Annotated in this window: 29 protein-coding genes; 7 read left to right on the forward strand and 22 right to left on the reverse strand. The window is 35.7% G+C overall.

Translation table 11 applies throughout. The features are described 5' to 3' along the window. Positions 1 to 117: 117 nt before the first annotated feature. From KHA87_RS09645 to KHA87_RS09655, 3 genes are all read right to left on the reverse strand, one after another. On the reverse strand, positions 118 to 1,338 hold the full coding sequence (locus KHA87_RS09645; RefSeq protein WP_213093849.1) for an MFS transporter: 1,221 nt from the start codon (positions 1,336 to 1,338) through the stop codon (positions 118 to 120). A gap of 108 nt (positions 1,339 to 1,446) precedes the next feature. Further along, entirely contained in the window at positions 1,447 to 2,055 is a 609-nt protein-coding gene (gene sodA, locus KHA87_RS09650; protein WP_213093850.1) for a superoxide dismutase SodA, read from the reverse strand. A 129-nt stretch (positions 2,056 to 2,184) separates the two neighbouring features. Then, complete coding sequence (locus tag KHA87_RS09655; RefSeq protein ID WP_213093851.1) at positions 2,185 to 2,667, reverse strand: DUF456 domain-containing protein; 483 nt, start codon at positions 2,665 to 2,667, stop codon at positions 2,185 to 2,187. 149 nt (positions 2,668 to 2,816) lie between these two features. Here KHA87_RS09655 and KHA87_RS09660 point away from each other — a divergent pair, with 149 nt between their 5' ends. From KHA87_RS09660 to ispG, 3 genes are all read left to right on the forward strand, one after another. Beyond that, entirely contained in the window at positions 2,817 to 3,590 is a 774-nt protein-coding gene (locus tag KHA87_RS09660; RefSeq protein WP_213093852.1) for a DUF1189 domain-containing protein, read from the forward strand. A 112-nt stretch (positions 3,591 to 3,702) separates the two neighbouring features. After that, positions 3,703 to 4,029: a LysM peptidoglycan-binding domain-containing protein gene (locus KHA87_RS09665; RefSeq protein WP_213093853.1), complete on the forward strand. Its 327-nt coding sequence runs from the start codon at positions 3,703 to 3,705 to the stop codon at positions 4,027 to 4,029. A gap of 93 nt (positions 4,030 to 4,122) precedes the next feature. Continuing rightward, on the forward strand, positions 4,123 to 5,229 hold the full coding sequence (ispG, locus tag KHA87_RS09670; RefSeq protein WP_213093854.1) for a flavodoxin-dependent (E)-4-hydroxy-3-methylbut-2-enyl-diphosphate synthase: 1,107 nt from the start codon (positions 4,123 to 4,125) through the stop codon (positions 5,227 to 5,229). Positions 5,230 to 5,285: 56 nt separating this feature from the next. Here the strand turns inward: ispG and KHA87_RS09675 are convergent, their stop codons facing one another. Then, a complete protein-coding gene (locus tag KHA87_RS09675) occupies positions 5,286 to 5,639 on the reverse strand; it encodes a hypothetical protein (protein WP_213094303.1) in 354 nt (117 codons plus the stop codon). 284 nt (positions 5,640 to 5,923) lie between these two features. Between KHA87_RS09675 and KHA87_RS09680 the strand changes: the two genes are divergently transcribed. Then, the gene (locus tag KHA87_RS09680; RefSeq protein WP_213093855.1) at positions 5,924 to 6,499 is read left to right on the forward strand and encodes a 5' nucleotidase, NT5C type; all 576 of its coding nucleotides are present in this window, start codon (positions 5,924 to 5,926) and stop codon (positions 6,497 to 6,499) included. A 21-nt stretch (positions 6,500 to 6,520) separates the two neighbouring features. Here the strand turns inward: KHA87_RS09680 and KHA87_RS09685 are convergent, their stop codons facing one another. Further along, entirely contained in the window at positions 6,521 to 6,943 is a 423-nt protein-coding gene (locus KHA87_RS09685) for a Fur family transcriptional regulator (RefSeq protein ID WP_213093856.1), read from the reverse strand. 243 nt (positions 6,944 to 7,186) lie between these two features. Here KHA87_RS09685 and KHA87_RS09690 point away from each other — a divergent pair, with 243 nt between their 5' ends. Continuing rightward, entirely contained in the window at positions 7,187 to 7,441 is a 255-nt protein-coding gene (locus tag KHA87_RS09690) for a DUF2624 domain-containing protein (protein ID WP_213093857.1), read from the forward strand. A gap of 32 nt (positions 7,442 to 7,473) precedes the next feature. On the opposite strand, the gene KHA87_RS09695 is transcribed toward KHA87_RS09690, so the two are convergent. Continuing rightward, on the reverse strand, positions 7,474 to 8,367 hold the full coding sequence (locus KHA87_RS09695; protein WP_213093858.1) for a deoxyribonuclease IV: 894 nt from the start codon (positions 8,365 to 8,367) through the stop codon (positions 7,474 to 7,476). A gap of 25 nt (positions 8,368 to 8,392) precedes the next feature. Further along, positions 8,393 to 9,709 (reverse strand): DEAD/DEAH box helicase, encoded by a 1,317-nt coding sequence (locus KHA87_RS09700; protein ID WP_213093859.1) that lies wholly within the window; start codon positions 9,707 to 9,709, stop codon positions 8,393 to 8,395. 263 nt (positions 9,710 to 9,972) lie between these two features. On the opposite strand from KHA87_RS09700, the gene vrrA reads away from it, so the two are divergent. Further along, positions 9,973 to 10,770, forward strand: a complete 798-nt coding sequence (vrrA, locus tag KHA87_RS09705) for a VrrA/YqfQ family protein (protein WP_249310249.1) — start codon at positions 9,973 to 9,975, stop codon at positions 10,768 to 10,770. 200 nt (positions 10,771 to 10,970) lie between these two features. Further along, positions 10,971 to 11,930, forward strand: a complete 960-nt coding sequence (locus KHA87_RS09710; protein ID WP_213093860.1) for a 4-hydroxy-3-methylbut-2-enyl diphosphate reductase — start codon at positions 10,971 to 10,973, stop codon at positions 11,928 to 11,930. Between the two features lie 213 nt (positions 11,931 to 12,143). Here KHA87_RS09710 and KHA87_RS09715 read toward each other — a convergent pair whose 3' ends face one another. The 15 genes from KHA87_RS09715 to ybeY form a co-directional block, all read right to left on the reverse strand. Further along, positions 12,144 to 13,262: a Nif3-like dinuclear metal center hexameric protein gene (locus KHA87_RS09715; RefSeq protein WP_213093861.1), complete on the reverse strand. Its 1,119-nt coding sequence runs from the start codon at positions 13,260 to 13,262 to the stop codon at positions 12,144 to 12,146. After that, positions 13,259 to 13,963 (reverse strand): tRNA (adenine(22)-N(1))-methyltransferase, encoded by a 705-nt coding sequence (locus KHA87_RS09720; RefSeq protein ID WP_213093862.1) that lies wholly within the window; start codon positions 13,961 to 13,963, stop codon positions 13,259 to 13,261. The genes KHA87_RS09715 and KHA87_RS09720 overlap by 4 nt, the downstream gene beginning before the upstream one ends. Positions 13,964 to 14,113: 150 nt before the next feature. Further along, a complete protein-coding gene (gene cccA / locus KHA87_RS09725) occupies positions 14,114 to 14,491 on the reverse strand; it encodes a cytochrome c550 (RefSeq protein ID WP_213093863.1) in 378 nt (125 codons plus the stop codon). A 399-nt stretch (positions 14,492 to 14,890) separates the two neighbouring features. Then, positions 14,891 to 16,033: an acyl-CoA dehydrogenase gene (locus KHA87_RS09730; RefSeq protein ID WP_213093864.1), complete on the reverse strand. Its 1,143-nt coding sequence runs from the start codon at positions 16,031 to 16,033 to the stop codon at positions 14,891 to 14,893. A 97-nt stretch (positions 16,034 to 16,130) separates the two neighbouring features. Next, complete coding sequence (locus tag KHA87_RS09735; protein WP_213093865.1) at positions 16,131 to 16,661, reverse strand: hypothetical protein; 531 nt, start codon at positions 16,659 to 16,661, stop codon at positions 16,131 to 16,133. A gap of 118 nt (positions 16,662 to 16,779) precedes the next feature. After that, the gene (gene rpoD / locus KHA87_RS09740) at positions 16,780 to 17,916 is read right to left on the reverse strand and encodes an RNA polymerase sigma factor RpoD (RefSeq protein ID WP_213093866.1); all 1,137 of its coding nucleotides are present in this window, start codon (positions 17,914 to 17,916) and stop codon (positions 16,780 to 16,782) included. 71 nt (positions 17,917 to 17,987) lie between these two features. Continuing rightward, entirely contained in the window at positions 17,988 to 19,808 is a 1,821-nt protein-coding gene (dnaG, locus tag KHA87_RS09745) for a DNA primase (protein ID WP_213093867.1), read from the reverse strand. A gap of 539 nt (positions 19,809 to 20,347) precedes the next feature. After that, on the reverse strand, positions 20,348 to 21,154 hold the full coding sequence (locus KHA87_RS09750) for a pyruvate, water dikinase regulatory protein (RefSeq protein ID WP_213093868.1): 807 nt from the start codon (positions 21,152 to 21,154) through the stop codon (positions 20,348 to 20,350). 132 nt (positions 21,155 to 21,286) lie between these two features. Continuing rightward, entirely contained in the window at positions 21,287 to 21,913 is a 627-nt protein-coding gene (gene ccpN / locus KHA87_RS09755) for a transcriptional regulator CcpN (RefSeq protein WP_213094305.1), read from the reverse strand. A 239-nt stretch (positions 21,914 to 22,152) separates the two neighbouring features. Then, positions 22,153 to 22,905 carry a DNA repair protein RecO gene (gene recO / locus KHA87_RS09760; RefSeq protein WP_213093869.1) on the reverse strand — a complete coding sequence of 251 codons (753 nt, stop codon included), beginning with the start codon at positions 22,903 to 22,905 and terminating at the stop codon, positions 22,153 to 22,155. 60 nt (positions 22,906 to 22,965) lie between these two features. After that, positions 22,966 to 23,109, reverse strand: a complete 144-nt coding sequence (locus tag KHA87_RS09765; protein WP_213093870.1) for a YqzL family protein — start codon at positions 23,107 to 23,109, stop codon at positions 22,966 to 22,968. 152 nt (positions 23,110 to 23,261) lie between these two features. Next, positions 23,262 to 24,185, reverse strand: coding sequence for a GTPase Era (gene era, locus KHA87_RS09770; protein ID WP_213093871.1), 924 nt, complete (start codon positions 24,183 to 24,185; stop codon positions 23,262 to 23,264). After that, positions 24,178 to 24,576 carry a cytidine deaminase gene (locus tag KHA87_RS09775; protein ID WP_213093872.1) on the reverse strand — a complete coding sequence of 133 codons (399 nt, stop codon included), beginning with the start codon at positions 24,574 to 24,576 and terminating at the stop codon, positions 24,178 to 24,180. Before KHA87_RS09775 ends, era begins: the two co-directional genes overlap by 8 nt. Positions 24,577 to 24,774: 198 nt before the next feature. Continuing rightward, complete coding sequence (locus KHA87_RS09780; protein ID WP_213093873.1) at positions 24,775 to 25,179, reverse strand: diacylglycerol kinase family protein; 405 nt, start codon at positions 25,177 to 25,179, stop codon at positions 24,775 to 24,777. Then, the gene (ybeY, locus tag KHA87_RS09785) at positions 25,157 to 25,627 is read right to left on the reverse strand and encodes an rRNA maturation RNase YbeY (protein WP_213093874.1); all 471 of its coding nucleotides are present in this window, start codon (positions 25,625 to 25,627) and stop codon (positions 25,157 to 25,159) included. The genes KHA87_RS09780 and ybeY overlap by 23 nt, the downstream gene beginning before the upstream one ends. Between the last annotated feature and the right edge of the window lie 11 nt (positions 25,628 to 25,638).

Raw genomic sequence — 25,638 nt, forward strand, 5'->3', positions numbered from 1 at the left:
TATATTGTATAGGAACAAGCCTCATTATTCTACAGGTATAATTAAGAAAAATAAAAGGAAATGCTCAATGTCAAAAAATATTCAAAGACAATCGATTGCGAATCGATTGTCTTCCTTTTACGAAGTTGGTTGGATTTTTACCCGTCTTACAAAATAAGAGATACATAAATGCCCTGCGCCAATAATCATTAATAATACTGGGATGCTTTTATGTTCATTAAAAAAAGAAATTGCCATTATAAAGCAAAGAATGGAGACCACACGTCCGCTATTTAAGAAAAGCTCGCGGACAACAATGTATTCAATCCTTGCTTCGGCCGCCTTCCAGCCCTTTCCGATTACATCGTAGGTCATGGAAATATAGGGAACTAAAATCATTGGATAAGCGAGTGCAATGACCGCCCCGTAAATTAATAATCGTGGGAACGTTACCTCAAACACGATGACATATATAGCTAAATACAGAAGCAAACCGCCTAATAATATGGACTTTTTGCGATATTTGTTTTTTATCAATCTAGATGCAAGGGAATAGCCGACAAAAGATATTCCTGAATTAATAAGACCAAATGTCCCAAGAGCAAATTCACTTTTTGTTGATATAAAAACAAATACCGAAATAACAAAGACAAATGTTCCGTCTCGTAGTCCTTGAAAAAAATGGGCGTTTGTGATTAAACGCCAATTTTCATTATTTTTTCTTTCTTCGAAAATCCTTTTAAATAAGTAGATCCCATGTGCAGGTCTGCGTTTCAAAAAAAAGCTTAAAATTACAGCAAAAGCAAATAGCAATAAGGAAAGGCCGAATACAATAGAATAGCCAAAATTCGAAGCAAAACGAGATATGATAAATCCGGCTAATATCGGACCAATCATGCCTCCAGCAGAATTTAAGGTGCCTAGAAAACCGTTAAAAAAATCTCTTGTTTCAGGTTCTGTTATTTCAAATGTTAAGACATTAAATGCTAACCAATAAAATCCGTAGCCTATTCCTAATAGACCACCCAAAACAATAATATAATGTGAGGCATGACCTCCAAAAAAGAGCACGGATAAATAAAAAAGTGCTAAAAAAGTTACACCAGTCCTTAGCACAATTACCCTGTCAATTTTTTTTGCCCATCTTCCAGCTAAAATAAAAGTGAGTGGTTGTAGCACTACAACAGATAAATTATATATCGCTAAATCCAAATATTTTTCTGATTGCTTCCATAAATAAATATTAACAAACGTATTTGATAAAGAAATACTTAACGAATATAGCCCTCCAATTAGTAGCAATAAGGTTAAATCTCGCGTTAATTCAACCTCGCCTAATAGCTTTTGTAATTTACTCATTTAAAACTCCCCTTTTTCATCCTTTATATTTTTTGAAAAAGGGGCAACATTATACATATTAATTACAGTCCATATAAAAAGCACCGGATATCCGGTGCTTCATAATTATTATTTTGCAGCTTCGTAAAGCTTAGAAACTTCATCCCAATTAACAACATTCCAGAATGCATTAATATAATCAGGACGACGATTTTGATAATTCAAGTAATATGCATGCTCCCAAACATCTAAACCTAATAATGGAGTTTTCCCTTCCATTAATGGATTATCTTGATTTGGAGTGCTTGTTACTTCTAATTGACCGTTGTTAAGAACTAGCCATGCCCAACCTGAACCAAAACGGCCAGTTGCAGCTGCAGCAAATTGTTCTTTGAATTTATCAAAGCTGCCAAACTTGCTGTTGATTGCTTCTGCTAATGCGCCTGTAGGCTCGCCGCCCCCATTTGGAGAAAGAAGCTTCCAGAAAAGAGAGTGGTTTGCATGTCCACCACCATTATTACGTACAGCAGTACGAGCCGCTTCCGGAACAGCATCTAAGTTTGAAATAACTTCTTCTACAGATTTGCTTAATAATTCATCTTGACCTTGAAGTGCATTGTTCAAGTTAGTTACGTAAGTGTTGTGATGCTTTGTGTGGTGAATATTCATTGTTTCCTTGTCAATATGAGGCTCAAGCGCATCATATGCATAAGGTAATTGTGGTAATTCAAATGCCATTTTATATTCCTCCTTATGTATCATTATTGAATCTTTTGGATTCAATCTTTTCATTTTTAGATTAACAAATTTATGCAAGGCAATCAAATATGTAGCACTAATTTTACAATAAAATATTTATTTTTCTACCTACAAAACTTTTATTAGAAAGTACCCAAACATGAATACCTGAATCAAACCTTTTGCTAAAACGCTGCTAATGAATCCAAGAAGGGAGCCAATACCAATTTTCAGGGCTGATTTCACTGGTGTTCGATGCACAAGCATTTCCCCAATCACCGCTCCAATGAATGGGCCGGCAAGGATGCCGATTACCGGAATGACGAAGGGACCGATTAGTAATCCAATTGTACTGCCCCACACCCCTGCTTTGGAGCCCCCGAATTTTTTTACTCCGATCAAATTCGAAATATAATCGGCACTAAACAATAAAAGGACAAACAAAAATTGTATACTCCAAAACAACCAATTTAAGGGACCAAATGAAAAGAATACACCATACAGTAAAAAAGCGCCTATCATAAAAATCATGCTTGGAATTATTGGATAGATCAGTCCAATAAATGCTATAACTACTAATGCAATAATAATAATCCAGTATATCACTTCCATTTTTTATCATCCTTCTGGTACAATTATCATTATTTTAAATATCAAGTTAAGAAATTAATGAACAGAATACTTAACATATTGTGTTTTTATCATTAAAATGAAAAATAGCGGAGTCTGAAGCTAGTTCAAACATAAAGGATGTGAAATATATGAATATATTTACCAGGTTCTTAAAAAGTCTGTATTCCCCAAAAGAGGTTGCCAAATATCGTTTTCTTGGAATAGGGAAAACAATACTTTATGTATTTGTCTTAATGCTTATATCCATTTTACCAGGCATTTATCATTTTTCCAAAATGGCCACAACGGCTATTAATGAAGGAAAGCAGGTTTTCGCCGAGGATCTTCCTCCATTTACTATTTCCGATGGTGATTTGGTTTCTCAACAAAATCAGCCGATCATCATTCCGAAAAGTAATGTTACGATCGTATTTGATTCTACGGGTAAACTTAACTCGAAGGACGTTGAAGAACAAGGAAATTCCGTTGGATTACTCAAGCATGAATTTGTTATTGTAGCAAATGGACAAGTTCAATCATTTCCATATACTGCTTTGGAGAATTTGAAACTTACGAATAAAGATATTGATAAATTTATTAATTCCTTAAAAGGCGTTATGTGGATTGCCATTCCAATCATTTTTATTTTCTACTATTTATTTGTCTCTGCATTAGGATTTATTAAAATATCGATATTTGCTGGAATAGGTGCATTATTTGCACAAACACTTCGAAGAAAGCTTAGCTACCGTCAGGGCTGGAGACTAGCTGCCCATAGTATTACCCTCACTACCGTCTTTTTTATGCTAATGGATTTATTGAAGACTGGAGTTCCAGGCAGTATGTTTATTGATTGGTTTGTTTCTCTTTTATTCCTATATTTAACTATTCGTGAAATTCCAAAACCAAAGAATGTTGAATAGAAAAACTGGCAATTTTTAGCCAGTTTTTTTATTTTTGCTCTCAATTTTTTGTCATATCTTTCATTGGACAAGCATATATACATGTTAAATGATGAAATAGGGGGCAATTATTTTGAAAAGATTCTTAGCTTTCGTCGCAGCAATAATTATTCTATATAGTGTGTATTATGATATTAAAGTTGGAACCATCCCTTCCGTTTCCCATGCTTCAGAAATCAAATCGAATTCAGTACATACTTCAGATATTATCCCGAATCAAATTCATAAAGTTAATCCCGGTGATACCGTTTTAAGTATAGTGGAACATTTGCAAAATGGACATTTTACTGTGTCCATGGAAAAAATCATATCCGATTTTCAAAAATTAAATAATGGCATTAAACCCGAGGAAATTCAAATTGGCCAGGAATACAAATTTCCAATTTACAAAAATAAGTAGAAGGCTATTTCTTGTCAATTTGAATAGAAGTGTTAAAATACTATGTAGTATTACATTATTTATATTTTGTTTATTTAAAGGAGAGAATTACCCTTGGGTGAACTAATACATCGTTCTAAAACACGTCCCGTTAAAGTTGGAAATCTGACAATCGGGGGCAGTAATGAACTCTTTATTCAAAGTATGACAACAACAAAAACTCATGATGTCGATGCAACAGTTCGTCAAATTGAACGCCTTGAAGAAGCAGGCTGCCAAATTGTCCGGGTTGCATGTCCAGATGAAAGGGCAGCAAATGCTATTCCGGAAATTAAAAAACGAATCAATATACCTTTAGTTGCAGATATCCATTTTGATTATCGTTTGGCTCTAAAAGCAATCGAAGGCGGAGTCGATAAAATCAGAATAAATCCAGGAAATATCGGAAAAAGAGAAAAGGTAGAGGAAGTTGTAAAAGCTGCCAAAGAACGTGGAATTCCTATCCGAATTGGCGTAAATGCCGGTAGCTTAGAAAGACATATATTACAAAAATATGGATACCCAACTGCTGACGGTATGGTGGAAAGTGCCTTACATCATATAAAAATTCTCGAGGATCTAGATTTTCACGATATCATTGTATCCATGAAAGCATCTGATGTTAATTTGGCAATTGAGGCATACGAAAAAGCTGCACGAGCATTCGATTACCCGCTTCATCTAGGTATCACAGAATCCGGAACATTATTTTCTGGTACTGTAAAAAGTGCTGCAGGACTTGGTGCTATTTTAAATAAAGGTATTGGGAATACGCTACGCATTTCTTTAAGTGCAGATCCTGTAGAGGAAGTAAAGGTTGCGCGCGAGCTATTAAAGGTATTTGGACTTTCATCCAATGCTGCAACGTTAATTTCATGCCCAACATGTGGAAGAATTGAAATTGATTTGATTAGCATTGCCAATGAAGTAGAGGAATATATTTCAAATATTAAGGCACCTATTAAGGTATCAGTCCTTGGCTGTGCAGTTAACGGTCCTGGAGAGGCTCGTGAAGCTGATATAGGCATTGCAGGTGCTCGTGGAGAAGGATTATTGTTCCGCAAAGGGCAAATTGTTCGTAAAGTTCCAGAGGCGACCATGGTAGAAGAACTAAAGAAAGAAATTGATTTAGTCGCGGAGGAATATTTCAAAAAACAAGCAGAACAAGAACAAAAAGCATAATGAAAAAGCGTGGCATATGCCACGCTTTTTTTATGATGCTCCCATATTTTATCCTTCTAAAAAAATGGAAGAACAAATATCCCAATGATTATTGAAACTACTCCAATCCCAATACTCCATGCTCCTAAGGTTCCAGCACCCTTATGGCGGGCTACAAAACCAAGAACAACTGCAGCTGCACCTAATATTACCGGTAGAACGAACAGTGAAATAATAGATAATGCTAGTGCGGCCCAACCTATTACTCGACCACCTGTATCCACATCATCCCTGTCATTTTCGTCCATTTCAGAATAACGTTCATATCGATTCATATGAACAGGTGTAGCAAATTCGGCAGCTGTTTCTTCCGTATAATCATGATGATCATCATCGACTTTTCTTGCATCATCTAAGTTATCTACATCAATAACTTCTTCAGTATGAAGGTCGGGATCTACACCATGTACATCATTTACAAGCTTGTCATTACGTGTATCCTCTTTCAATGCTATCCCCTCACTTTCAAGAGTAAGAACAGGAGCATTTATATTGTACACTTTGCAAGCTATTTTTATTCGACAGCCTGTGTTCTCGTATATACCAGCAATATTTTTCACAACAAGTAAAGGTTATGGTACACTTTGTTAGTACGTATAGCTACAAAATACACAGCTTGAAAAACTCATTAAATGTTATAAGGAGCATTTTACTTATGAAAAAAAGATTTGGCATTGATATAGACGGAACGGTAACAAGTCCTGATGCTCTATTGCCATTTATTAACAAGCAGTATCAATTAAATTTAACACTAAACGATATCACAGAATACGAGCTAACAAATGTAATTGATATTCCACCTGAAGAATTTTATGATTGGTTTATTAAAACAGAACCAGCCATCTATGCTCAATCACCTCTTGCTCAAGGTGCCAAAGCTGTTCTTTCTAGATGGAAGGAGGAATTCGAGCTATATTTTATCAGTGCTCGAAATTCTAATTTACTGGAAGTAACAAGTAAATGGTTTAATGAAAATGATATTAAATATCACCATATAGAGTTAATTGGCTCTCACCATAAAGTGGAAACAGCTCGAAAGTACAATATCGATATATTTTTCGAAGATAAGCATGATAATGCTGTTATGATTCATGAGGAATTAGGGATACCTGTCATCTTATTTGATACTCCATACAATCGTGACCCCATTCCTAACGGAGTAATTAGGGTGACAAATTGGAAGGAAGCAGAAAATTGGATTAACAATTGGATAAAGATAAAAAAATCATAAGGCTTTTCCCTTATGATTTTTTTATGCGTGAAGAGATATACATTCTGGACATTTTCCATATACTTCAAATTTATGCCCGGATATTTCATAGCCCTTCATATCACCATTTACTTGATTCATCGGGCAAATTTCAATTTCCTTTGTTTTCCCGCAATCTAGACAAATAAAATGGTGGTGATGATCCTTTGTCGAGCAGCTGAAACGAAAATGCTTTTCACCCGATAACTCTGTCGCCTCCAATATTTCCAATTCAGCAAATAAAGATAAATTGCGATAAATCGTATCAAAGCTAAGGCCCGGGTAATCTTGTTTCATATACTCAAGAACATCCCTTGCTGTTAAATATTTATTATTTGCAGCAAATAATTCGAGCATTTGTTCACGTTTTCCCGTATGCTTATACCCCTTATCCTTCAATGCCTGCATGGCTTCTGCTAAATGCATTAGTAACACCTCTTTTTTCCCCATCAGTAAATAAGCTGCATGTTGAGTTGTTTAATAAATGATGGATAACAATAATAGATAATAATCATTCCGATTTATAATACTTTGAGTATAACTCAATTATGATTAGTTGTAAAATTATTTTCCCTTCAAAAAAACTGCTAGATCATGAAGAAAACAATGATAAAATTTGGAACATTTCTTGTGTCCCCCTCATATGTTCTAGAAGGGAGTGATGCACAGGTGAAATTACTGCAAAATGTGATTAATTACAAAATCAATATTATCACAGGTGATGAACTGCTTAAGTATGCAAAGCAATTTAATGTGAAATTAACCAAATCTGATGCCAGCAAAATCGCAGCCTATTTGCGCGGAAAAAACTTAAATATTTTTAGTGATAGTGATCGGGCAAAGGCAATAAAGGATGTAGCAAAGATAACAAGTCCGGAAATTGCCAAAGAAATTAACAAGGTGTTAGTGCAATTTACAAAATAATAAGATCGGGGACATCAACCCCGATCCTTTTATTAGTCTTTCATGATTTCTTCTAGTAAATTTTCGTCGAATTTCTTATTTCTTAACATTACAATTTCATGCTTATATGGTGCTTTTTTATTATTTTTATCTTCACCAACATAAGGTGTTTCTAATATTTTCGGAATGTCCAGCAATTGCTCGTGATGGACAATATAACTTAATGCATCAAATCCTATATGTCCAAACCCGATATTTTCATGGCGATCTTTTCTTGCTCCGCAAGTATTCTTACTGTCATTTATATGAAGAACCTTGATCTTGTTTATACCAAGAATTTTGTCAAAGTCCTCTAATACTCCATCAAAATTATGGACGATATCATAGCCGGAATCATGAGTATGGCATGTATCAAAGCAAACTGATAATTTTTCATTATGCTTTACACCATCAAATATTTGGGCAAGCTCTTCGAAGGAACTACCGCATTCTGAGCCTTTACCTGCCATCGTCTCTAACGCAATTTGAACCTTTTCATCACCGGTTAACACTTCATTTAACCCTTCAATTATTTTTTTGATACCAATTTCTGGCCCTTCCCCAACATGTGCACCTGGGTGTAGTACAATTTGCTTCGCACCAATAGCTTCCGTTCTTTCGATTTCTGAACGCAGAAAATTTACTCCTAGTTCAAATGTATTCGGATTTACAGCATTACCAATATTAATTATATATGGTGCATGCACAATAATTTCATCAATCCCATGCTCTTTCATATGGGCAAGACCCGCTTCTATATTCAAATCTTCAATTTTCTTTCTTCTTGTATTTTGTGGTGCACCGGTATAGACCATGAATGTGTTTGCTCCATATGACACTGCTTCTTCACTAGCTGCTAGCAGCATCTTTTTTCCGCTCATCGAAACATGCGATCCCAATTTAAGCATATCCTCACAACTCCCTTGCACTCATTTACTTACGTTTTTGAAGCTTTCTTTCCCTCTTCTTTATTTGTTCTACCTGCCTGGTTATTTTCTTTTTATAACCTGGTTTTACTTTTTTAGGCTTCTTTACCATACTTCTAGCTTTATTTTCTATTTCATCTACGCCTTTTTTTCGTTTACTTCGTTTGTTTCGGTCGCCAATTGTAACCCATTCACCCTTGTGAATGTCTTGCTGGATAAAGGTAATACCCATCTTTTCTAATCGATTTAGTGCATCCTCATCTGATGGTTCAAAAATGGTTATGGCAATTCCGGATAAACCAGCCCGTGCCGTTCGGCCAGCACGGTGTACATAGAAATCTAAGTCCTGCGGTAGCTCATAATTTATCACATGACTTACCCCTTCAATATCAATGCCGCGCGCAGCAAGATCTGTTGCCACAATATATTGAAAGTCAAGATTTCGAATTTGCTTCATGACCTTTGTACGCTCACGTGGCGTTAAATCACCATGTAATTTTCCAACCTTCAGACCTTTTCCTGCCAGCTTGTCCGCTACCTCATCCGCCATTAATTTTGTATTTGTAAATACGATAGCAAGATAAGGATTGATGGAATCTAATATTTGATATAACAGCTCTGATTTTTCTCTGCTTTTTAAAGGAACAAGAATGTGATCAATATTTTCCGCTGAAATATGTTTAGGCTGTACATGTTCATATTTGGGATTTTCCATATATTTTTTTAAAAATGGTTTTATTTTTTCTGGGATAGTTGCGGAGAATACAAGCATTTGCAGATTCTCTGGCATACGCCCAGCTATTTGATCCACATCAAATAAAAATCCCATGTCTAGCATTAAGTCTGCTTCATCGACTACCAATGTCTTTGCAGTATGGACAAATAATGCTTGCTCCTTTATTAAATCATTAATTCTGCCAGGAGTACCGACAATAATATGAGGCTGTTTTTTTAGCTTTTCAATCGTTCTTTGTTTATCTGTTCCTCCAATAAAAACCCGAGAATTAATGGAGCCTTGATCTTCTTCTGCCCATTTTGTTATTCTCTGAATTTCATGGTAAATCTGGGATGCCAATTCACGGGTAGGAGCTGTAATAACTGCTTGTACTTCTTCTTTACCCACATCAATGGAGTGAATAATCGGAAGTAAGTAGGCATGGGTTTTACCGGTACCTGTTTGTGATTGTCCGATTGCACTCTCACCACGCATGATATTTGGAATCATTTTCTTTTGAATTTCCGTTGGCTCATTGAAACCAAGTTCATGAATAGCTTTTTCTATAAATGATTTGAAATGAAAAATGGAAAAACGATTTTCACTCAAAATATCACTCCCTTTTAGAAGGAAAATTAATTTATGTATCTTCATAAATCCGTTTTAAATTGTAAAGTCCATTTTGTTATTATAATCGACATTAACGAAAACTTCCACTCTTACCTTAAAGCATGAATAATGAGTTAAGACCTTGCAAGATTTTTATGATTTATACTTGCTTTAAAGTTTTATTAGGAAATACAAGACGTTTTTGCTTTTCATGCATATTGTAATATAGAGAAAATTTCGTTTTCCAGAAAGGAGGCGTTAGTATGAATATGCCACCGGGAGGATTCCCTCCATTCCTTGGAAATTTGGCTAGGGCTCCAATGCAGATGGGAGGAATGGCAAGAGGACCGCTTAATTTGCTTGGAGGTATGGGCAGATCACCGCTCAATATGCTTGGCAGAGGTATGGGGCAAAACCCGATGCAAATGATGGGAAGGATGGCTGGTCTTGGAGGTCGAATGCCGATGGGAGCAGGAGGCGGCATGAATGCTGGAGGCGGCGGACTTCTTTCCAGACTGTTCCAGCGTGCTGGAGCTGGTTTAGGTGGTGCAGGTAGCAGTGCTGGCGGAGGAGTAGGTGGTGTTGGCAATGTGGCGAATGCAGCTGCAGGGTTTCAACGTGCAGCTGGAGGCGGCGGAGGTTTATTGCGTACTCTAACAAACCCTGGCTCGATCGGTACTTTTTTGAATAATACACAAGGTGTTTTAAGAGCTGCCGGGCAAGTAGGACCTATGGTTAAGCAATATGGTCCATTAGTCAGAAATCTGCCGGCCATGATAAAAATGTATAGAAGTTTTAATAGCTCCGATACGAATGAATCAACAGATGAAGAAAACAATACGAATGAAATAGAATCATCAGCTAGTGAAAAGAAGAGTACTTCAGGCAATAAAACCTCCAAAAAAAAGAAAAAGAGTACAAACAACAAAACTACGAAAAGCTCTTCTTCTAATAAAAAAAAGATAAAGATGCAAGATGAGGATAATGAAAAACAATCGAATAAAAGCACTACCTCATATTCCACTACTAAGGGGAAATCCGTTCCTAAATTATATATTTAAAGCCTACTAGCGTTATGTGGTATTTTCGCATAGCGTTTTTTCCATGACCATGGTTAAAATTTAGCTTACTATTTTAAAAATCTCCCTATTCATCCCTTTGGCTTTTCTTTTCTTTGTAAAATATGCATTTATTTTATATAATATCTTTGGTATGTAATAGATTAGAAAGGTCACTGTCCTTTCTTAAGGAGGATTTTTTCATGGAGGTTATTAAAATATCCCCCCGTGGTTATTGCTATGGTGTTGTTGACGCGATGGTCATCGCCAGAAATGCGGCTTTAGATAAAACATTACCACGCCCTATCTATATCTTGGGTATGATAGTTCATAATAAACACGTTACAGATGCTTTTGCTGAAGAAGGCATCATTACTCTTGACGGAAAAGATCGGAAAGAGATTCTCGAAAAAGTAAATGAAGGAACAGTTATTTTTACTGCACATGGTGTTTCACCAGAAGTTCGCGAGCTTGCCAAGCAAAAAGGTCTTGTTACAATTGACGCAACATGCCCTGATGTTACAAAAACACATGACCTTATATTAGCGAAAAAAGCGGAAGGGTTTGATGTTATTTATATTGGCAAAAAAGGACATCCCGAACCAGAAGGTGCCGTAGGAGTGGCACCTGACATTGTTCATTTGGTTGAAACGCTCGAAGATGTAGATCAATTAAATATTAAGAATGAAAAGATTATCGTAACCAACCAAACTACGATGAGCCAATGGGATGTTCAACATATAATGGAAAAAGTAAAAGAGAAATACCCAAATGTGGAGATGCATAAAGAAATTTGTCTTGCTACTCAAGTAAGACAAGAAGCGGTTGCTAATCAGGCAGGCGATGCCGATGTACTCATAGTAGTTGGAGACCCTAAAAGCAATAACTCCAACAGACTTGCACAAGTATCAGAAGAAATTGCAGGTACAAATGCGTATAGGGTTGCGGATATTTCTGAAATACAACTTGATTGGATCAAGAATGCCAAAAAAATTGCTGTGACAGCAGGAGCCTCCACACCAACTCCAATTGTTCGGGAGGTCATTCAATTTTTGGAGCAATATGATCCCAATGATGAGACAACATGGACGAGAAATAAGGAAGTACCTTTAAATAAAATACTTCCTAAAGTGAAAAAGCTAAGTGAACAAGCTTCTAAATAAAAAAAATCGGCATTTGCCGATTTTTTTTATTTTTATATATGGCTATTTTCGCAATTCAAAAGCCGTTTAAACCTGTTGCTTTGCGTATTAGTTCATCAACTCGTATACTAAATGCGTCGTGGCATCTGGTAAGTATATTTGCGAAAATAGCCTGGAAACTTGAGTATTTGAACCTTATTAAGTTCCAATAGCACAAAATTTACGAGTAGAACCTTAAATATAGATAAAAGGATCGGTATTTAACTCGGAAGCGATAAAAGTAACTTCAAATCCTTTTTCATTACACATTTGCTCTAAAATTTTCGCCACACCTTGTTTCATTACTTTCTCCACATTATGTCCGGGGTCTACTACATTCAATCCGGCATTCATCATGTCATGCGCAGTATGATAATAAACATCACCAGTAACATATACATCTGCGCCTTTAAATTTGGCATGTTGAAAATATTTATTTCCATCTCCGCCAAGAATCGCTACCTTTTTTATGGGATGTGTTAAATCTCCAACAACACGCACAGCATTTACATCAAGGCTTGCTTTCACATACTCTGCAAATTGCTCTAATGACACCGGTTCAGGGAGTAATCCTATTCTTCCAAGCCCCAACTCTTCCCCTTTATTTTCAAGCGGGTATATATCAAAGGCAACCTCTTCATATGGATGTGCTTTAAGCATGGCTGATAAGACTTTATTTTGTAGATGCTCTGGAAAAATAGTTTCTATTTTCACTTCTTTCACTGATACTAGATTTCCTGCTTCGCCAATATATGGTCTGGTATTTTCCCCTGGCAAAAACCTTCCTGTTCCCTCTGTTGAAAATGAACAATGGCTATATTGACCAATCGCTCCTGCACCAGCCTTGCCGAGAGCAGCACGTACATCACTCTCATTTTCTACTGGGACATAGACAGCCAGCTTTTTTAGTTTTTGTGAGTATGTTGGAACAAGGACCTCTACTTTTTCTAACCCAAGTGCCTCTGCTAACAGGTCGTTAACCCCACCCTTTGCAACATCTAAATTCGTATGAGCTGCATAAACGGATATTTCATGTTTTATGAGCTTCTCCAGTAACCTCCCAGAAGGATTATCCATTGTGATTTTTTTTAATGGTCTAAAAATAGGAGGGTGATGAGCTATGATTAATTGAACATCCTTTTCAATTGCTTCGTCCACAACATTTTCCAATACATCAAGAGCAACTAATACGTTTTTTACAGGCTTATTCAGATTTCCTATTTGTAAACCAATAGGATCTCCATCCATAGCATATTGTTTTGGAGAAAAGCTTTCAAAAAGGTGAATTATTTCATGGCCATTTACCTTTTTCATGAGATAACCTCCTCTACTAAAAGAATACTCTGCTTGAGTTGCTTTCTTTTTTCTTCAATTTCTTTCGTATTTGCAGCATGTTCCAATGATTTTAAAATACTTTTCCACTGCTCTAACTCTTGACCCCATTTATTTAGAAATACATTACTTTTTTCTTTCATTAAAAACGGTCCTAATAGACGCTCTTGTTCCGACAAATTATACTGCTTACTATTTTCCACAGGCTCAAGTACAAGAATTTCATATATTTTTTGATCTTCTTCCAGAATCTCTTCCGCTATAATCTGCCATTGCTGTTCTATGCACCAATTTCGAATAGCAATTGCTGAGATATTTGGTTGAAGAACTAACCGCTTCACACCACTTAATTTTGCTAACCCCTGATTTAAAATAGATGCAATTAAGGTGCCGCCCATTCCTGCAATAGTAATGCAGTCAACTTCATCAGCCTGTACAACTTCGAGACCATCCCCTTTTCTTACAGAAATGGACTTTTCTAATCCAGAGCTCTTTACTTGTCGAAGTGCTGATTGATACGGCCCCTCTACTACCTCCCCAGCGATGGCAAATCTGACTAAACCATTCTTTACTGCGTAGCACGGTAAATAGGCATGATCGGATCCGATATCTGCTAACTTGGAGTCTTTTGGTATGTAAGAGCTAACTACTTCTAATCTTTTCGATAGTTTTTCTATGTTCATAATTTCCACCACTTTTTAATTATGCTATTTTCTGAAACTATATGGCTTTTCACTTCAAAAGCAGTTTCAGAAAAGATCCTTTAGTATTATTTTATACTAAAAAAAAGTTCTTCGCTTATTTGCGAGGAACTTTTTCTTAAAATCATCTTATTATTTAAGATTTGATACCCAATCGGCCATGGCATCAATATTTTCAGCTGGTACCATACCTGCAGGCATTGCGCCTTTACCATTTTTCAATACATTCTTAATTTCATCTTTAGAAATCTTTTTACCGATTCCATGTAAGTTTGGCCCCATAGCACCTTCTAAATTATTACCATGGCAAGCAATACATGTTGATTTAGCAAAACCTTCCGGATCGAATTTTCCACCAGATTGGGCAGGAGTTTCTTGTTTTGCATCCCCTTTTTTATTTTCCTTGGCAATCTCTTTAGAATCACCAAGCCCTTTTACAGAGAGAAAGAATACAAGTGCAATTCCTATCAACATGATAAAAATGTAAGGTATAGCAGGATTACGTTTCACAAAAATAACCTCCCTTATGTAAGAAACATACAATAAATACGTATAGGTAAAGCAAACAACTTTATTTTACTCGAAAAACATTGGAAGGAAAACCCCTAATAGCAAGATTCATCATATTTTCGGAATTTAGACAAAAACTTCATCTAAAAAAAGATGAAGTTTTTCGACTTTCCATATTTAGTTTGTTCAATTTTTTCGTTTTAATAAGGCTCTTTTCTTAAACTTTGTTGTTTTTTCAGACGAAATATTAGTACAAATCTATTTTTTGAAAAGAATGAGGCACCTTTCCTAAGAAAAGATGCCCCTAGCATAGACTATATTATAATTTACATCTAAATAAGAAAATCAACAAGTTTAAATCGGCTTTTGGATTTTTAACTATCCATTCAAAAACAGCCTTTAATAACATCCAACTTCTCTGGAGATTACCATACGTTGAACTTCTGATGTTCCCTCACCAATTTCAAGCAATTTGGCGTCCCTCATGAACCGTTCCACATGATAATCCTTCATGTATCCGTTTCCGCCGTGAATTTGAACTGCTTGGTTTGTAATCTCCATACAAATTTCCGAAGCATATAGCTTGCACATTGCCGCTTCTTTTGCGAAAGGTTTGCCTTGGTCTTTTAACCAAGCTGCCTTGTATACCATATTTCTGGCTAATTCTATTTTCATTGCCATATCTGCGATTTTAAATTGAGTAACCTGAAATTCAGCTAATGAACGTCCAAATTGTTTTCTTTCCTTTGCATACTCCAATGCCTTTTCATACGCAGCCTGTGCTATCCCAACAGCCATAGCACCTATGCCAATTCTTCCTCCGTCCAAAGTAACAAGAAATTGCTTAAAGCCTTTTCCACGCTCACCAAGTAAATTTTCCTGTGGAACCCTTACGTCCTCTAAAACCAACTCTGTTGTATTCGAAGCATGGAGTCCCATCTTTTCATAATTGTCAATAACGGTAAATCCTTCAGCATCAGTAGGGACAATGATAGCACTTATTTCCTTTTTCCCATTGGACTCTCCTGTAATAGCTGTTAATGCCAAATGCTTTGCATAGCTAGCATTTGTTATGAAGCATTTATTACCATTTATGACAAAGTCATTTCCGTCCAATACTGCGGTAGTTTTCGTACCGCCAGCATCTGAACCTGCATTGGGTTCCGTGAGCCCAAAAGCCCCTAAAGACTCACCGGTGCAAATAGGTGTTAAAAACTTTTCCTTCTGCTCCGATGTTCCGAACATATTAATCGGTGCTCCACCCAAGGAAATATGCGCAGAATATGTAATACCTGTTGAGCCGCAGGCACGACTTAGTTCTTCTACTACTATTGCAAAGCTAATAGTATCCGCTCCTGCTCCCCCATACTCTTCTGGAAAAGGAAGACCCATCATTCCTAGATCGCTTAATTTCTTAAATATTTCCTTTGGAAATTGTTTCGTTCGATCACGTTCCAACGCACCAACTGCAACCTCTTCTTCCGAAAACTCACGAATAGTGCGCCAAATCATTTTCTGTTCTTCTGTAAGCTCAAAGTTCATAACCATCCCCCTCACGTCTTGAATCCGCTTACAATTAATATTATAATAGAGGTGGATGAATTTTCTCAACTTTTTAAAGCTTTTAATTATTTGAATATTATATTACAATAAAACCTATCAGTATAACTAATCCAATAATTCCGGATAGAATGAAGTAGAAAAGCTTAAGCTTCCATCCGGCGAATATCCAAAGTAAACAATGTAGAGCAATAATTAAACACAAGGATTTGGCGCTATTTTGAAACAATTTTTCGTTTAAAAAAACAGAAAGCAATAGTAATTGGATAGCTGTAGCAACATAAAAAAACGTATGCCAATATCCTTTTTTAGAATAATAAATTCCAAATAATAATAATAAAACGACAAAACTTGTCAAAATCATCGTTTGCAAAACAAAATTGAATTCAGTAAAATAAATGACAAATACTGATATACCTAAAACCATAAAAATCGAAGCAATTAACAAACTATTTTTCCAAAGGCCCTTATCCCGACTTTTTTGGTTTCCTGGTGATTCACCTTCAGTATAGAGAGCTAACAAAAAGTCACAATAATGCTCTGGTAGCATTTGATGCTTTTTCCAATATTGAATTTCTCTTATAATAGTTTCTTTTCTTGAAGAATTCATTTACAACACATCCCGTATCTCAATGATTCGTGATAAAGTACCAAAATTCCTTTTTAAAAACGATAAATTTTTACAAAAAAATTAGTTTACCTTGAAAAGGTAAACTAATGATCAAATATTATTCAAGAAAATCTTTCAGACGTTTGCTTCTACTCGGATGACGAAGCTTTCTAAGCGCTTTTGCTTCAATTTGGCGAATACGTTCACGGGTAACACCGAAAACCTTGCCAACTTCTTCTAAAGTTCTAGTTCGTCCGTCATCTAGACCAAATCGTAATCTTAGTACATTTTCTTCACGATCTGTTAATGTATCAAGAACATCTTCTAATTGTTCTTTTAATAATTCGTAAGCAGCATGCTCTGATGGTGAAGTTGCATCCTGATCTTCAATAAAATCACCTAAATGTGAGTCATCCTCTTCACCAATAGGTGTTTCCAGTGAAACAGGCTCTTGGGCAATTTTTAATATTTCGCGTACTTTTTCCGGAGTTAGGTCCATTTCCTCTGCAATTTCTTCCGGTGAAGGCTCCCGGCCTAAATCTTGCAATAATTGTCGCTGTACACGAATAAGCTTGTTAATAGTTTCTACCATGTGAACTGGTATACGGATAGTTCTGGCTTGGTCTGCAATAGCCCTAGTAATAGCCTGGCGAATCCACCAAGTAGCATACGTACTAAATTTAAATCCCTTGTCATAGTCGAATTTTTCGACAGCTTTAATAAGGCCCATATTTCCTTCTTGGATTAAATCTAAGAAAAGCATGCCACGCCCTACATAACGTTTTGCAATACTAACAACTAAGCGTAAGTTTGCTTCAGCCAATCTTCTTTTTGCTTCTTCGTCCCCTTGCTCAATACGTTTTGCAAGTTCTATTTCTTCATCAGCAGAAAGGAGATCTACGCGTCCGATTTCTTTTAAATACATTCTAACCGGATCATTAATTTTAACGCCTGGAGGAACACTTAAATCATTTAAATCAAATTCATCTTCCTCATCATCTTTTTCCAGTTCATGAATATCTGGAGATTCCTCGTCATCATCATTTTCTTCAAGGATCTCAATACCTTGTTCACCGAGGGTTTCATAAAATTCATCCATTTGTTCTGAATCTAATTCAAAATGTCCTAGTTTTCCTGAGATTATCTCATATGTTAAAAATCCGCGTTTTTTACCGCGCTCAATTAATTGTTCTTTTGCTTGATCAAGAGTCAATTCAGGCTCTAATTCTTTGGAACGAGCTGATTTTTCAGCCATTTGTTCCCCTCCTTCCAACTAATAAAAACAAAACGAATCAATTAGTGGTTCATCCATTTTGTTATCAACAATCAGTGCTGTAATGTCCTTCGCAACTGCAGTATTTCAAGTGCAATTGCACTTGCCCTCTGTAAATCATTTTCTAACTCCGCTTGATTTTGTTCTTTTATTTTTTCCTTTATTTTTAACATCTTTTGATGTTTCAACACCTGGTCAATATAATCTTCCAATTCCTGATTGGAAACCTCATTATTCAATGGCATCATTTCAATATCTGCAATAGTCCTTCGCAGCTGTTCATCGGGAAGATAGGTCAAAAAGGAGCTAGTGTCAGGTTGATTACCTTCTTCGTAAAAACCAAGCAGATATGTAAAAATCGCTTGATGTTCGTCTATGTTAAATGTATGACCATCCAACAAATCTCTGACTTTATATGCTATTTCGATATCTCTCAACATATGACTGATTAGTCGTCTTTCAGCTGTTTGAAATGCAGGAAACAGATTTTTTTCTGGTCTTAGTATTACTTTATGATTACTGTTTTCTTGCATGAATGAATTTTTCTTCTTATTTGCAAAAAATGTTTGCCGCTGTTGTTGTTTTAAGGCTTCCATTGAAATCGAGAATTCATCTGCTAATTGTTTCAAGTAATGATCTCTTTCAACTGGATTTTCCAGTTGGGAAATCTCATTAATAATTATTTCTATATACTTGAGCTTTTCTCCTTCATTTTGAAGCTTTTTTCCTATCCGATGATATTGCATTTTGAATGCCATGAATGTCATACTTGCCCCTATTACATCCTGACGAAACTTCTCCGCCCCATTCCTTTTGATGTAGTCATCAGGGTCTAATCCATCTGGCATCCTTGCGATTCGGAGGTTGAAATGATGCTCATCAAGCATTTTTCCTGCTCTGTAAGCTGCTTCTGTCCCAGCAGAATCCGAATCATAACATATAATTACACTGTCCGTTAAACGGCGAATCTGCTGAACATGCTGGTCCGTCAATGCTGTTCCCATTGTAGCAATTCCATTAAAAATATTTGCACGATCAGCTGAAATTACATCGGCAAATCCTTCAAATAAAATGGCTTGCTGCTGCTTCTTTATAAAGCTTCTCGCCTGATGAAAATTATATAAAACGGAACTTTTGTTGAATAACTCCGTTTCCGGACTATTCAAATACTTGGGTTGTTCATTTGGGTCTAACACTCTACCTGAAAACGCAACGGTATGACCTTTAGAATTTACAATAGGAAACATGATTCTGTTGCGAAACCGGTCAAAATAAGAGTCATCATTCTCTCTTTTTATAATCAACCCCGCTTTTTCCATAATGGATAATGGGAATCCTCTTTTTTGGAGCAGTTTAACTGTAAAATCCCAACTGGATAGGGAATAGCCTACCTGAAACTTTTCGATACTCTCCCTCGTAAAGCCTCTTTCAGTAAGATATTCAAAAGCATCCTGGCCTTCTTTTGTATTTACCAATAAATGATGGTAAAATTTCTTCAAAAGTTCATGGGCTTCCAGCATTTTTTGCTGTTCCTCAGAAACATTTGAATGTACAGCATGTTTCTGGATGTTCGAATCAATATCAATGACGATATTAGCCTTTTCTGCTAATTTTATCACTGCTTCTTGGAATCCGAGTCCATCAATATCCATTATAAAAGTAATAGCATTACCACCAGCACCACATCCAAAACAGTGAAATATTTGTTTATCGGATGATACAGAGAAGGATGGTGTATTTTCTCCATGAAATGGACATAAACCGAAGTAGTTTCTCCCTTGCTTTTTCAAATGAACATATTCACCAATAACATCAACTATGTCAATGGATTGACGAATTTCATTAATTTTTTCTTCAGGAATCATTCCCGTCACGAAATCATCCCCAGTTTGCATTTAATTTTTTACAATTTTCGACAAAAATCGCATGATTCAGCGGTAAATCTCCTGCCAAAGAGTCTGCCCTTTTTCTTAATTAGCATGCTTCCTTCTGTGAAAATTTCATAATAGATGTGAAATTTGTTACTGGTTAGAATCAATCACCTAAAGAGTGAATCCTGTATCCTTATACTTCACCAGTGTCAAAAATCTATTGGGTTATTTTCTTCTGTAATAGTAACTATTCTACATCACTCCACAGAATCCTTCTTTCTTAGCTAATCATTTTTATGGAATTTACGGACCTTGTCGAATAATTTCAAGAAAATAATCTTGACATATCCCAATAGTTAGTTTATTCCTTATTTCGTGACTCTAAACCTATTTTAAATACATTTTTATCACAATTTTTTATTATAGTATATTTTTATGTATTTGACCATATATTTTTATCTTACAGATAACTATTTTGGCAAAAAAAAAAAAAAAAAAAAAAAAATTAAAATGAAAAACACATCATCTTAACAGATCATGTGTTACTCAGCACCTCGAATTTGATTCATAATAATATTGGCAGTCTCCTCAACTGCTTTGTTTGTAACATCGATTACTTTACAGCCAATTTTTGAAGCTATTTGATCAAAGTAATCTATTTCCTGTTTAATTCTATCTATATTGGCATAACTTGCTTGATCATTAAGCCCGAGTGATATTAAACGCTCTTTTCTAATATGATTTAATTTTTCCGGACTAATTTTAAGGCCAAAGCATTTTTCTGCGGGAACCTGAAATAATTCTTCCGGTGGGTCGACTTCTGGTACTAACGGAACATTCGCGACTTTAAATCTCTTATGCGCTAAATATTGGGATAAAGGTGTTTTCGAAGTACGGGATACACCTATTAGAACAATATCAGCACGAAGAATTCCGCGAGGATCGCGGCCATCGTCATATTTGACTGCGAATTCGATTGCTTCTACTTTTTTGAAATACTGTTCATCCAACTTGCGAACAAGACCAGGTTCACATAAAGGTTTCTTGTCATAAAGATCTTCAAGCTTATCAAGCAATGGACCAATAATATCAATAGTATAAATAAGATCCTTAGCAGATTGTTCTTTAATATAGTGGCGCATTTCAGGCTTCACTAATGTGTATACAATAATGCCTTTATTTATTTTGGCAAGAGATAGCACCTCATCAATATGGCGAAAATCCTCTACATATGGAAATCTTTTAATTTCGGCATCTTTTCCATTGAATTGACTTATTGCCGCCTTTACTACTAATTCTGCTGTTTCACCTACCGAATCCGAAACTACATAAATGATTGGTTTAACCATTTCTTTACCAAACTCCTTTATAAAAAATACAGATATCAAATAGATTGTTTCTTCAAATAAAAGCCCCTTCATTTTAGAACACCGGTTAGCATTTCATGTTAAAACAATCTAATGGCGAAAAACCTTATTAACTTACAAATCCCCATCTACAAGGGCAACAAATGCCTTTGTTATGTTTGTTTTCGTAATTCGGCCAGTTACTTCTAATCCTTGATCAGTTTCTCTCACGACAGGCAGAGAATCAATCTGCTTATCAATCAGTTTTTTCGCGACATCAATCAGTAGATCATCCTTTGAACAAAATGTAATGTTTGGCATGCGTGTCATAATAATATTCACTGGTAATGCAGAAAGTTCCTGCTTACCGATGCTTGCCCTTAACAAATCTTTGCGAGAAAGTACGCCTACCAAATAAGATTTTTCATCGACTACATATAAAGTTCCAACGTCTTCCAAGAACACAGTAACAATTGCATCATAAACGGAAATGTTTTCATTTACAACCACAGGCATGGATTGATAGTCCCTTACAAATATTTTATTAAGATTTTCCGTTAAGAGCTGTGCACCTGTTTTGCCAGTATAAAAATAACCAACTCTTGGACGAGCATCTAAATAGCCTGCCATTGTTAAAATAGCCAGATCCGGCCTTAATGTTGCTCTTGTCAGTTTAAGCTGGTCCGCAATATGTTCACCAGTAATTGGACCATTATCTTTAACTATTTGTAAGATTTGTTGTTGCCTCTTATTAAGTTCTATTGTTTACACCCCCTTGTAAACAAACCATATAGAATAATGTTAGATATGTTATACTTTTAAAAAATTATTATATACTAATTTTAAGATAAGAAAAAAAAATTGCAAGTAATATAACATAAACAAATGTGAAAGCGCCTGCACATCGCGGATGGATGAGTGAAATTGGCATTGTAGAAATAATATTTTTTCATAACATAAATAAAGACTCTTATTTCAATTGAAATAAAGAGCCCATTTTTTTAAAGTATCTCTTTCATTTTTTCTATTTGATCTAAAAATTTCTTGGATTTTAAATGCAATCCCGAAAATTCTTCATAGTAAGCGGAAATTGTATTACGAAGTTCTTTTTTAGTTTCAGCTTTTACAGAAATTGTTCCTAATCTCTGTATATCTATATAATAAAAAAGCCTCAAAAGACGAACCGTACTTTGTGAAATTGGTAATAGATATGGATCCTTTTGGAAGCATTGATGACAAATGAGCCCATTTTCCCGAATAGAAAAAGCAAACTTACCATTTTTATTGCCGCAAACCGCACATTGATTCATTACAGGATACAATCCTAAAACATTCAACATTTTCATCTCAAAAATATTCGTTATGATATCTAAATCCATATTTTCATTAATATAATGTAATGTTTGATATAATAGCTCAAATAAATAAGGATTAGGTTGTCTTTCCTCTACAGCTTTATCTAAAAGATCTACAATATAGGAGGCATATGCCGTTTGAAAAATGTCCTCCCGGATGGATCTCATAGAAGAAACCAGCTCTCCTTGCTGCAGGGTCCCTAGGCCATTACTTGTTTGAACAAGAAAATACCCATAAGTAAAAAGCTGGGAAACAGCGGATAACCGGCTTTTGGGCTTTTTCGCCCCTCTTGCCATCATCCCTAGCTTCCCAAATTCTCGTGTGTATACATTAACTATCTTATTAGATTCACCATAATCATGTGTTCTAATAACAATACCTTCACATTTTTGCAGCATATTATCCACCTTCCCAAAGCATTTATTGCTTTATTCAGGTGAAACAGAATGTAAACCTTTTTAGGAAATTGGATAATCAATTTCTGAGATTTCATGCTCTGTTTTCATAGGTTCATCTTGTCCCTCTTTTTCCAGTTCCTTAAAAAGCAAATAGGTATCAATACTACCAGTTTCAGTAAAAAACTTCCATGTAAACTCTAGCATATAAACCCCGCCTTTCATGTTGTGAAAACTCATGAAATCATTTGCAAAGCTTACTCATAGCTTCACCGAGACTTCCTGAAATCATGTGACGTAAATATTGCTAATAAATTAGGATGCATAATCCATCACTCAAACACAACTTAAGGCTAACCTTAATATTCATCTTCCCTAAAGCCAAAATCCCGCAGTTGATTGATTTTATTTCTCCAATCTTTTTGTACCTTCACCCATAACTCAAGAAATACCTTTGATCCAAGTAAATTTTCAATATCAACTCGAGACCTTTTCCCAACCTCTTTAAGCATGCTTCCTTGTTTGCCAATAATAATTCCCTTTTGAGAGGATCGTTCTACAACAATAGTTGCCATTACATGGACAACGTCAGAATCCGGTTTTCTTTCCATTTTGTCCAGAATAACAGCTATAGAATGGGGTACCTCTTCGCGAGTTAAATGTAAAACCTTTTCCCTTATTAACTCAGATACAATAAACCGTTCCGGATGATCCGTAATCTGATCTGCCGGATAATATTGAGGTCCAGCTGGCAAATACTTTTTGATTTCCTCTAATAATCGCTCTGTATTATTTCCCTGCAGAGCAGAAATAGGAATTATTTCTTTAAACTCAAAGAGCCCTTTATATTGCTCTATGATGGAAAGCAGTTTATCTGGATGTATTTGGTCAATCTTATTAATGACAAGGAATACGGGTGTTTTTACTTCCTTTAATTTTTCTATGATAAATTCGTCTCCACGTCCTAAACCCTCAGCAGCATTTATCATAAATAATATTAAATCTACTTCCCGCAGGGTATTAGTTGCTACCTTCATCATAAAATCGCCGAGCTTATGCTTTGGCTTATGAATTCCTGGTGTATCAATAAAAATCATTTGCGCATCGTTTGTTGTATATACACCTTGCACTTTATTTCTGGTTGTTTGCGGCTTATCACTCATAATCGCTATTTTTTGCCCGATTACTCTGTTTAAATATGTTGATTTCCCCACATTTGGTCGACCGATAATAGAGATGAAGCCAGACTTAAACGCTTTATCTTCAGATGAATGATTACTCATTTAAGTCCTCCGGAGAAAAAGCACCAGGCAATAGCTCCTCAACTGTTAATTCTTGAATATCGCCTTTTAAATTGGTAAGGATTACCTTCATATCTTTTGGGCAAAGCTCTGATATTACTTGTCGGCAAGCTCCACATGGAGGTACAGGACGATTAGTATCTGCAGTTACTACTAGTGCACTGAAGGATGTGTCTCCTTCTGAATACGCTTTAAATAATGCTGTACGTTCCGCACAATTGCAGACACTATATGCCGCATTTTCAATATTGCAGCCCTGATAAACTTTACCGTCATTCGTTAATAATGCCGCACCAACAGGAAATTTAGAATATGGGACATATGCTTTATCTCTTGCTTGTTTTGCTTCTTCAATTAATTGTTGTAAATTCATCTTATTTCCCCTTCAAAACTTATTTTACCACAAGAATGTCATGATTTATAGGGTATTTTTTTGACTTGATTGAAAATATCAAAAAATCTGACTAAATAAGTTTATCCATAAAATTTGGATAAACTTATTTTAACTCAAATAAAAATCGGATTCAAATTCAGCATGGAAAACACTGTTGCAAACTCAGTGTTATTATTACTATATGTATAGTGAAAAGAGATGTGCTAATTTAGGTAAGAAAATAACACAAGCTATAATGACAGACATAATAGCACAAACAAAGACAGCACCCGCAGCCAAATCCTTCGCCTGCTTTGCTAACGGATGCTGTTCAACTGTCACAAGGTCTACTACCCTTTCTATTGCCGAATTAACCAATTCAAGCGTAAAAACACTAAATATAGAAACAATAATAAATAACCATTCCACAATCGATATTTTCAATATAAAGCTAGTACAAATTGCCAATATAGCCGCAATAATATGGATTTTAAAGTTTCTTTCCTTACTTAATCCATGAATAATACCTTGGACCGCATACGAAAAGGATTTCGACAGGGGTGGAAAGATCCTCTTATCCTTATCTTTTAAGTCCATAATCATCCAATATGTCCTTTTGAAGACCAAACATTTCTTTTTCATCCTCTTCTGTCATATGGTCATAGCCTAAAAGATGTAAAAATCCATGCAGTGCCAAAAATCCTAATTCGCGTGAGAAAGGATGGCCGTATTCGTTTGCTTGTTCATGTGCTTTAGAAACAGAGATAATAATATCTCCAAGAACTCTTGGTAAATCAATACCATTTATCTCCATTTCCCCTTCCCCTAGCTCTTCCATTGCAAAGGAAATAACATCTGTCGGCTGATCCTTATCACGATATTCTTTATTTATTTCTTGAATTCTTTCATTTGAAACGAAAGTAATGGAGACTTCGCTATTATTTTCAATCTTTAATTTTTGTGATGCAAAGTTCAGTAAATTTTCCACTAAATCGTAATCTACTTCATTCAATTCACTGGTTTCATCAATAAAATCAATGGACAAAGCCACCATATCCACCT

The sequence above is a fragment of the Bacillus sp. FJAT-49736 genome (genome assembly GCF_018343615.1).
Classification (GTDB): domain Bacteria; phylum Bacillota; class Bacilli; order Bacillales; family Bacillaceae_C; genus Margalitia.

Coding starts and splice junctions, on each gene's coding strand:
- KHA87_RS09645 (WP_213093849.1), bottom strand. CDS start 1,338: ATGAGTAAATTACAAAAGCTATTAGGCGAGGTTGAATTAACGCGAGAT.
- sodA (WP_213093850.1), bottom strand. CDS start 2,055: ATGGCATTTGAATTACCACAATTACCTTATGCATATGATGCGCTTGAG.
- KHA87_RS09655 (WP_213093851.1), bottom strand. CDS start 2,667: ATGGAAGTGATATACTGGATTATTATTATTGCATTAGTAGTTATAGCA.
- KHA87_RS09660 (WP_213093852.1), top strand. CDS start 2,817: ATGAATATATTTACCAGGTTCTTAAAAAGTCTGTATTCCCCAAAAGAG.
- KHA87_RS09680 (WP_213093855.1), top strand. CDS start 5,924: ATGAAAAAAAGATTTGGCATTGATATAGACGGAACGGTAACAAGTCCT.
- KHA87_RS09685 (WP_213093856.1), bottom strand. CDS start 6,943: ATGCATTTAGCAGAAGCCATGCAGGCATTGAAGGATAAGGGGTATAAG.
- KHA87_RS09695 (WP_213093858.1), bottom strand. CDS start 8,367: ATGCTTAAATTGGGATCGCATGTTTCGATGAGCGGAAAAAAGATGCTG.
- vrrA (WP_249310249.1), top strand. CDS start 9,973: ATGAATATGCCACCGGGAGGATTCCCTCCATTCCTTGGAAATTTGGCT.
- KHA87_RS09710 (WP_213093860.1), top strand. CDS start 10,971: ATGGAGGTTATTAAAATATCCCCCCGTGGTTATTGCTATGGTGTTGTT.
- KHA87_RS09715 (WP_213093861.1), bottom strand. CDS start 13,262: ATGAAAAAGGTAAATGGCCATGAAATAATTCACCTTTTTGAAAGCTTT.
- KHA87_RS09720 (WP_213093862.1), bottom strand. CDS start 13,963: ATGAACATAGAAAAACTATCGAAAAGATTAGAAGTAGTTAGCTCTTAC.
- KHA87_RS09730 (WP_213093864.1), bottom strand. CDS start 16,033: ATGAACTTTGAGCTTACAGAAGAACAGAAAATGATTTGGCGCACTATT.
- KHA87_RS09735 (WP_213093865.1), bottom strand. CDS start 16,661: ATGAATTCTTCAAGAAAAGAAACTATTATAAGAGAAATTCAATATTGG.
- rpoD (WP_213093866.1), bottom strand. CDS start 17,916: ATGGCTGAAAAATCAGCTCGTTCCAAAGAATTAGAGCCTGAATTGACT.
- KHA87_RS09750 (WP_213093868.1), bottom strand. CDS start 21,154: ATGGTTAAACCAATCATTTATGTAGTTTCGGATTCGGTAGGTGAAACA.
- recO (WP_213093869.1), bottom strand. CDS start 22,905: ATGCTGCAAAAATGTGAAGGTATTGTTATTAGAACACATGATTATGGT.
- KHA87_RS09765 (WP_213093870.1), bottom strand. CDS start 23,109: ATGCTAGAGTTTACATGGAAGTTTTTTACTGAAACTGGTAGTATTGAT.
- era (WP_213093871.1), bottom strand. CDS start 24,185: ATGAGTAATCATTCATCTGAAGATAAAGCGTTTAAGTCTGGCTTCATC.
- KHA87_RS09775 (WP_213093872.1), bottom strand. CDS start 24,576: ATGAATTTACAACAATTAATTGAAGAAGCAAAACAAGCAAGAGATAAA.
- KHA87_RS09780 (WP_213093873.1), bottom strand. CDS start 25,179: ATGATTATGGACTTAAAAGATAAGGATAAGAGGATCTTTCCACCCCTG.